This window comes from Allobosea sp. UNC402CLCol, assembly GCF_000745475.1.
GTDB classification, from domain to species: domain Bacteria; phylum Pseudomonadota; class Alphaproteobacteria; order Rhizobiales; family Beijerinckiaceae; genus Allobosea; species Allobosea spartocytisi.
On the sequence record NZ_JQJJ01000017.1, the window covers coordinates 135495 to 143037 of the forward strand.

Annotated in this window: 6 protein-coding genes; 3 read left to right on the top strand and 3 right to left on the bottom strand. The window is 67.7% G+C overall.

Annotated elements, in window-relative coordinates; translation table 11 throughout:
* Positions 1-11: 11 nt before the first annotated feature.
* Positions 12-1853, bottom strand: a complete 1842-nt coding sequence (locus GY40_RS22495; protein WP_197062804.1) for a sensor histidine kinase — start codon at positions 1851-1853, stop codon at positions 12-14.
* 207 nt (positions 1854-2060) lie between these two features.
* Here GY40_RS22495 and GY40_RS22500 point away from each other — a divergent pair, with 207 nt between their 5' ends.
* The gene (locus tag GY40_RS22500) at positions 2061-3398 is read left to right on the top strand and encodes a dicarboxylate/amino acid:cation symporter (protein ID WP_038367244.1); all 1338 of its coding nucleotides are present in this window, start codon (positions 2061-2063) and stop codon (positions 3396-3398) included.
* A 74-nt stretch (positions 3399-3472) separates the two neighbouring features.
* On the opposite strand, the gene GY40_RS22505 is transcribed toward GY40_RS22500, so the two are convergent.
* The gene (locus GY40_RS22505) at positions 3473-4822 is read right to left on the bottom strand and encodes an amidase (RefSeq protein WP_038367246.1); all 1350 of its coding nucleotides are present in this window, start codon (positions 4820-4822) and stop codon (positions 3473-3475) included.
* A gap of 190 nt (positions 4823-5012) precedes the next feature.
* Here GY40_RS22505 and GY40_RS22510 point away from each other — a divergent pair, with 190 nt between their 5' ends.
* Complete coding sequence (locus tag GY40_RS22510) at positions 5013-5990, top strand: aldo/keto reductase (protein ID WP_051988425.1); 978 nt, start codon at positions 5013-5015, stop codon at positions 5988-5990.
* Positions 5984-6430 (top strand): RbsD/FucU family protein, encoded by a 447-nt coding sequence (locus tag GY40_RS22515; RefSeq protein ID WP_038367251.1) that lies wholly within the window; start codon positions 5984-5986, stop codon positions 6428-6430. Before GY40_RS22510 ends, GY40_RS22515 begins: the two co-directional genes overlap by 7 nt.
* Positions 6431-6568: 138 nt before the next feature.
* Here GY40_RS22515 and GY40_RS22520 read toward each other — a convergent pair.
* Positions 6569-7543 (bottom strand): DNA translocase FtsK (locus GY40_RS22520; RefSeq protein WP_038367329.1); only part of this gene is annotated, 975 nt, incomplete at its 5' end.

Here is a 7543-nt window from a genome sequence, read left to right on the forward strand (position 1 = left end):
CGAAGCTGGGGTCATGGGTTGGAGCCGGACGAGGCTTTCCGGAGGGTGATGGTGAAGACGCAGCCGTCCCCCGGCCGCGACGACGCCGTCAGCGTGCCGCCGAAGGCGGTGACGATGTCGTGCGAGATGACGAGGCCGAGGCCGAGGCCGCGCGGCTTCGAGCTGCGGAACGGGGTGAACAGCGCCGCAAGCGCCGCTTCGTCGAGGCCGGGGCCGCGATCGGCGACAGTGATCGCAACCTCCTCGCCCACGTCGCGGATGCCGAGCGAGAGCAACGGCGGTGCTGGTCGAGGGTCGGCGCTCTCGACGGCCTCGACGGCATTGCGCAGCAGGTTGACCAGCACCTGCTCCAGCTCGACATGCCGGGCGAGCACCCGCAACCCCGGCGGGCTCGCATCGACCTGCGGCGCGATGCCGGCCTGCCGCAGGGGCGCATCGAGGATCATCAGCGCACCTGCGACCGCCTCGCTCAGCAGGACCGGTTCGAGCCTGCCGTTGCCACGCCGGGCGAAGCCGCGCAGGGTCTCCGTGATGGTGCCGATCCGTTCGGTCAGTCCGATGACCTTGCCGAGCGCGCCTGTCGCGGCGCTCTCGTCGTGCCCGGCGACAAAGGCGCGGGCGTTCTCGGCATAGGTGCGCAAGGCTGCGAGCGGCTGATTGATCTCATGGGCGACGCCGGCCGTGACCTGGCCGAGCGTCGCCAGCCGGTTCGCCTTGGCGAGTTCCTCGCGCGTATCCGCGAGCCGCTCCTGGGCGCGGGCGCGCTCGGCCATCTCCTCCACGAGCTTGCGGTTGCTGCCGGCGAGTTCCGCCGTGCGTTCCGCGACGTGCCGTTCGAGCTCTGCTTTCGCCTGCGCCGCCGCCAGCAGGCGCATCGCCGCCTGCTGGCGGCGGCGCAGCAGGAACGCGGCCAGCATCAGCCCGAGCAGCAGCACGAGTGCGACCAGCGTCTGCAAACGCGATTGCTCGGCGCGGATGGCCTGGTCGACCGGCAGCAGCATGTCGATGTGCCAACTGGTGGTCGGCACGTCGCGACGGGTCATCACGTTGAGGCCGCGCGTCGGGGCGGTGCTCTGGACGAGGTCGTCATCCGGCGCCAGCGGCAGCGGCTTGAGCGGTGCCTCGCCGAATTGCAGCGAGCGGCGGATGTCCTTCTGTGTGTCCTCGTCGAGCGGGGCCTCGACATGGAAGCGCCATTCGGGGACCGTCGAGAGCAGCACCACGCCGCGCTCGTCGGCGACGTAGATCTGGCCGCCGAGCGCCCGCCAATCGGCCTCGACCCGGTCGAACTCGACCTTGGCGACGATGACGCCGAGCAGCCTGTCGCCGTCATTGATCCGGCTGGTGATGTAGAGGCCCGGGCGCTGGCTGACCGTGCCGAGCGCGAACTGCTCGGCCGACCCCTTCAGGATCGCGCCGAGATAATAGTCGCGGAAGGCATAGTCGTTGCCGATGAAGCTCGTCGGCTCGTCCCAGTTGCTCGCCGCGATGGTCAGCCCGGTCACGTCGAGCAGGTAGATCACGGCCGTGCGCGTCTCCCGCGCGATGCTCGCGAATTTGAGGTCGAGCGCATGACGGCTGTTGCCCGAAAGCGCGCTGCGGACATCGGGATCGCGGGCGAGGATCATCGGCAGGGCGCGTTGCTTCTCCAGTTCGCCGCGCAGGACCGCGATGGCCAGCGTGGTGCCGTCCTCCGCGCGCGCATTCACGGCCTCGATGGCGCGGCTTCGGCCGAGATCGCCGGCGGCGATCAGCCCGATGGCGAGCAGGATCGCCGCCGCGAGCCCGAAGGCCAGCCAGCTCCAGCCGCCCGGTGAAGCGGCTGTTCCTGCTTGCGGTGGGGTGCGCTGCATGAAGCCCATGCCCGATAATGAGCGGATTTCCGCATTGCGCAACAAAAGATTGTGCGGATTTTCGCATAGATGGCGCGGTGGCAAAAGCGAAGAAGAATATACGTATCTGATATCGTTATATTTTTTGAGTTCTGTCCGGCTGGCACGCGGCTTGCGAAAAAATCACTCGCTTAGATCAAGCCAAACAAAAGCCCACCGGAGGAAGCGATGGCTGCCCATTTTGAACCCGCGACGGCTGCGCCGGCGCGCCCGAAGAAGCTTTACCAGCAGCTCTATGTCCAGGTGCTCGTCGCGATCGCGCTCGGCATCGCGCTCGGCCATTTCTGGCCGGAAACCGGCGCCTCGATGAAGCCGCTCGGCGATGCCTTCATCAAGCTGGTGAAGATGATCATCGCGCCGGTGATCTTCCTGACGGTCTCGACCGGGATCGCCGGGATGACCGATATGCAGAAGGTCGGACGCGTCGCCGGCAAGGCGATGATCTATTTTCTCGTCTTCTCGACGCTGGCGCTGATCGTCGGCCTGATCGTCGGCAACCTCATCCAGCCGGGAACCGGGCTTCACATCAGCCCGGCCAGCCTCGATGCCAAGGCCGTTCAGAGCTATGCGGCCAAGGCGCATGATTCCAGCGTCGTCGGCTTCCTGCAGAACATCATCCCGGATACGATCGTCGGCGCCTTCGCCTCGGGCGACATCCTGCAGGTGCTGTTCTTCTCGGTCCTCTTCGGTCTTGCGCTCTCGATGGTGGGCGAGCGCGGCAAGCCGGTGCTCGATTTCCTGCAGGCGCTGACCTCGCCGATCTTCAAGCTGGTCGCGATCCTGATGAAGGCGGCCCCGATCGGCGCCTTCGGTGCCATGGCCTTCACCATCGGCCGCTACGGCATCGGTTCCGTCGCCAATCTGGCGATGCTGATCCTGACCTTCTACCTCACGGCGGCGATCTTCATCCTCGTCGTGCTCGGCGCGGTCGCCCGCTACAACGGCTTCTCGATCTTCGCCCTGATTCGCTACATCAAGGAGGAGATCCTCCTCGTCATCGGCACTTCGTCCTCGGAGGCGGCGCTGCCGAGCCTGATGGAGAAGATGGAGGCGGCCGGCTGCAAGCGCTCCGTCGTCGGCCTCGTCATTCCGACCGGCTATTCCTTCAATCTCGACGGCACCAACATCTACATGACGCTGGCGGCCTTGTTCATCGCGCAGGCCATGGACATCCACCTGCCGCTCGGCGACCAGGTGCTGCTGCTGCTCGTCGCGATGCTCAGCTCGAAGGGCGCGGCCGGCATCACCGGCGCGGGCTTCATCACGCTGGCCGCGACGCTTTCGGTCGTCCCCGCCGTCCCGGTGGCCGGCATGGCGCTGATCCTCGGCATCGACCGCTTCATGTCGGAATGCCGCGCGGTGACCAACTTCATCGGCAACGCGGTGGCGACCATCGTCGTGGCACGCTGGGAAGGCGAGCTCGACCAGAACCGCCTGCACGCGGCGCTGAGCGGCGCGGTCGTCACCAGCGAGGATGGCGCGCCGCTGCCGCTGCCGGCCGAATAAGGCACGGCGGTTCTTCGGGTATCACGATGCGCCGGTCGGACCAGAAGGTCCGGCCGGCGTTTCTGTTCGGAGCCTCAGGCGGCGCGGGAAGGGGCGAGCGCCGCCTCGATCGCTTGTCCGATCGTCAGGATGCGGCGATCCTGCCCGCCGGCGCCGGCCACCATCAAGCCGACCGGCGCCTCGCCTTGGCGATGGCAGGGCAGGCTCGCCGCGCAGCCGTCGAGGAAATTGATCAGCGTCGGATTGCGCAGGATCAGCAGATTCGTCGCGCCATAGGCGGCCTCCTCCGCGAGATCGGCGATGCGCGGCGCGATCACCGGCACGGTCGGCATCGCCAGGGCGTCGAAGCCGGCGATGCGCGCCTCGACCGCGGCGATCCAGGCTTTGCGCGCCGCGACCAGATCGAGATAATCCGCCAACGTCATCTCGGCGCCGCGCTGGATGCGGACCAGCACGCGTGGGTCGTAGCGGTCGCCGGCCTTGGCGATCAGCGCACGGTGCCAGTGCCAGGCCTCGGCACCGGCAAAGCTGCCCTTGGCCTGAAGGCTGCCGAGCGTGGCGAATTCCGGCACGGCGATCTCGCTGATATGCGCCCCGGCGCGCAACAGCGTGTCGAGCGCGCGGCGGAAGCTGGCGGCAACCGTGTTGTCCAGGCCGTCGAGCGCCAGCGTCGTCGGCACGGCGAGCCGCAGTCCGGCGAGTTCGGCCGGGGCCGGGACGCTCTCGCCTGAGCCGGACAGCACGGCATCGAGCAATGCGCAGCAGGCGAGGCTCGGCGCCAGCGGGCCGATCGAATCGAGGCTGGTCGAGAGCGGCACGCAACCCTCGCGCGGCACGCGGCGCGCCGTCGGCTTGAAGCCGGCGATGCCGCAGAGCGCGGCGGGGATGCGCACCGAGCCGCCAGTGTCGGTCCCGATGGCGGCCGCCGCCATGCCGTCCGTCACGGACACCGCCGCACCCGAGGACGAGCCGCCGGGAATGCGCGCGCCGGCGCGGTCGAAGGGATTGAGCGGCGTGCCGTAATGCGGGTTGATGCCGAGCCCCGAGAAGGCGAATTCGGTCATATTGGTCCGGCCGACCAGCACGGCGCCCGCTGCCAGAAGCCGGTCGACGATCGGCGCATTCGCCGTTGCAGCCGGTGCGTCGTCCAATGCGACGCTGCCGGCCTTGGTCGTCTCGCCGGCGACGTCGAACAAATCCTTGATCGAGATCGGCAGCCCTTCGAGCGGCGAGCGGACGAAGCCGGCCTTGCGCATCAGATCGGAAGCGCGCGCCGCAGCCAGCGCCCGCTCGCCATAGAGACGGGTGAACACGCGCGGACCTTCGCCCGTGCCGCCGCGGGCGAGAGCGGCTTCCGTCAGGGCCTCGGAGGTCGTGCGGCCAGTGGAAAGCGCGTGCTGCAGGGCAGAAAGGGTCTCGGTCATCGTCAGCTCGCCGTGGTGCCAGGTCGGTTGGTTCGAGGCTCGACGCCTAACAGAGTCCCGCTGGACGGGCGATTGATTTCCGCTACGGACATGGTTTGCTGCGCCGCCCGACGCGGGGGCAGGACATCGCGGGGCTTTGGGGAGTCATACGGATTTGGGCGCAACGATAACGGGCCGGCCGATCGCCGGCATGAAGCCCAGCCTGATCGGCTTCGGCGGCGCGCCGCTCGGCGATCTCTACCAGCATCTCGACGAAGGGGTGGCGCAGGCGACGGTGGTCGCCGCGCTCAAGGCCGGCATCAATCTGGTCGATACCTCGCCGCTCTACGGCCATGGCCTTTCCGAGCACCGCATCGGCGCGGCCTTGCGAAGCGTTCCGCGCGAGAGCGTGATCCTCTCGACCAAGGTCGGGCGCTGGATGAAGCCGGGCGAGCCGAAGACGGATGGCTCCGGCTATCGTGGCGGCCTGCCGCATCCGGCGGTGATCGACTATTCCTATGACGGCGCGATGCGTTCGTTGGAGCAGTCACTGCTCAGGCTCGGCACCGACCATGTCGATATCCTGCTGATCCATGATGTCGATGTCTGGACTCATGGCGAGCGGATGGAGCAGCGCTTCGCCGAGGCCATGGAGGGCGCCTACCGCGCCTTGGATCGCTTACGCGCCTCCGGCGCCGTGAAGGCGATCGGCGTCGGCGTCAACGAAGCCGAGATGTGCGAGCGCTTCGCCCGCGCCGGCGATTTCGACGTGATGATGCTGGCCGGGCGTTATTCGCTGCTGGAGCAGGGCGCGCTCGACGGCTTCCTGCCGCTGGCGCTGGAGAAGGACATCGCGGTGATGCTGGCCGGCGTCTTCAATTCCGGCATCCTCGCGACCGGCGCCCGCGAAGGCGCCTATTACAACTACAAGCCCGCCCCGCCCGAGATCCTCGGCAAGGTCGCGCGGATCGAGGCGGTCTGCGCCGCCCATGGCGTGGCATTGCCGCAAGCGGCACTCGCCTTTGCCGCCGCCCATCCCGCGGTCGCGACCGTCGTGCTCGGCGCCGTGACGCCGGACGAGGTCGCGCGCAATCTCGACCTCGTGGCCCGCCCCGTGCCGAACGCTCTCTGGGTGGATCTCAAGGCCGAAAAGCTCATCCTCGATCACGTCCCGGTGCCGACATGCTGAAGACCATCGATCCGATCCTCGGTCCCGATTTGCTCTGGCTGCTGGCAGCGATGGGCCATGGCGACGATCTCGCGGTGGTCGACGCCAACCATCCGGCCGAGACGATCGCGCGGGCGACCACCTCGGGACGCATCGTCCGCCTGCCGGGCCTCGCCATGGCGGAGGTCGTGCGCGCGATCCTGACCGTGCTGCCGATCGACGATTTCGAGCCCGATCCGATCCGCCGCATGTTCGTCGTCGGCGATGCTGCGGCCGTGCCGGCGGTGCAGAAGGAGGTCGAAGCCGTGGTGGCGCAGGCGGCAGCGGCACCGACACCATTGCCCGGCATCGAGCGCTTCGCCTTCTACGAGGCGGCCCGCAAGGCTTTCGGCGTCGTGCAGGTCGGCGATGCCCGCCCCTATGGCTGCTTCCTGCTCAGGAAGGGCGTCATCGCGGGGTGATAGGCGCTGAACGCTTCGCGCGTTTGCGCCTGTGTCGTCATTGCGAGCGTAGCGAAGCAATCCAGGGGGCTAAGGCGAACGGTTCAGCCCTGCTGCTTCTGGTTTGCTTCGTCGCCGTGCTCCTCGCAATGACGGGCGTTACTCTTCCTCGTCGTCGCGCGGGCGGGGGCCTTCCCCGAGAATCTCGCGTTTCCCGGCGTGATTGGCGGGCCCGACGATGCCCTCGTTTTCCATGCGCTCCATGATGGATGCGGCACGGTTGTAGCCGATCTGGAGGCGGCGCTGGATGTAGGAGGTCGAGGCCTTCTTGTCGCGCAGCACGACCGCGACCGCCTGCTCATAGGGGTCGTCCGAGTCGAGCGAACCCATGCCGGTCTTGTCGAAGACGGCGCCGTCCTCGTCCTCAGCCGCTTCCTCTTCCTCGGAGGTGACGGCGTCGAGATATTGCGGCCGGCCTTGGGTCTTGAGATGCGCCACGACCTTCTCGACCTCGTTGTCCGAGACGAAGGGGCCGTGGACGCGGGTAATGCGTCCGCCGCCGGCCATGTAGAGCATGTCGCCCTGGCCCAGAAGCTGTTCGGCGCCCATCTCGCCGAGGATCGTGCGCGAGTCGATCTTGCTGGTGACCTGGAAGGAGATCCGGGTCGGGAAGTTCGCCTTGATCGTGCCGGTGATGACGTCGACCGAGGGGCGCTGGGTGGCGAGCACGACATGGATGCCGGCGGCACGCGCCATCTGGGCGAGGCGCTGGATCGTGCCCTCGATCTCCTTGCCGGCGACCATCATCAGGTCGGCCATCTCGTCGACGATGACGACGATATAGGGCAGAGGCTCGAGGTCCATGACCTCCTCCTCATAGATCGCCTCGCCACTGTGCTTGTCGAAGCCGGTCTGGACGGTCCGGGTGATGACCTCGCCGGCCGCCTTGGCCTCGCCGACCCGGGCATTGAAGCCGTCGATGTTGCGCACCGAGAGCTTCGACATCTTCTTGTAGCGCTCCTCCATCTCGCGCACCGCCCATTTGAGGGCGACGACCGCCTTCTTGGGGTCGGTGACGACGGGGGTGAGCAGATGCGGGATGCCGTCATAGACGGAGAGCTCGAGCATCTTGGG